The organism is Xanthovirga aplysinae (assembly GCF_009711365.1).
GTDB lineage: Bacteria > Bacteroidota > Bacteroidia > Cytophagales > Cyclobacteriaceae > Xanthovirga > Xanthovirga aplysinae.
The window spans coordinates 1-436 of record NZ_SMMB01000132.1; the positions used below are offsets into that span (position 1 = coordinate 1).

1 pseudogene is annotated in these 436 nt (G+C 35.3%); it reads right to left on the reverse strand.

Going from position 1 to position 436, the window contains the following annotated elements:
* Positions 1-147: 147 nt before the first annotated feature.
* Positions 148-436 (reverse strand): annotated as a pseudogene (locus E1171_RS23150) (cell surface protein); the annotation flags it as partial.

Sequence of the window (436 nt, forward strand, 5' to 3'; positions counted from 1 at the left end):
AGCTTTCCATCCCTGTCCTTAAACTTTAAAGGAAGGTTGCTGATTTTTTATATGAGATTTTTAATGATTTAAGAAAGAGAATATCCTTTTAGAAAATGCATTAATAATGCACTGCCCAATTGCTAATAAAATAAACTTGGAGAAAGGTTATTTATTCAATTTGGAAAGTACTTCCTCCAAGTCTGCTCTTAAGGCTTTGATCTCTTTTTCCTGCGCTATGGTGTGAAGGGTAAGTTCTTCCACTTTTTCTACTAGCAGGATGTTTATCATACCAGTATCCATACCTTTTTCCAAAACTTCCTTTTCAGAAGGCATTTTGGGCAGCCTTTTATTCGACTTTATGTGAGCTTCTATTTCAGATAATGGCATCAGTTGATACTCTTTTTCAAATACATAGTCAGGAAAGGAGCCAATATTAAGGACGACACCATCGGCT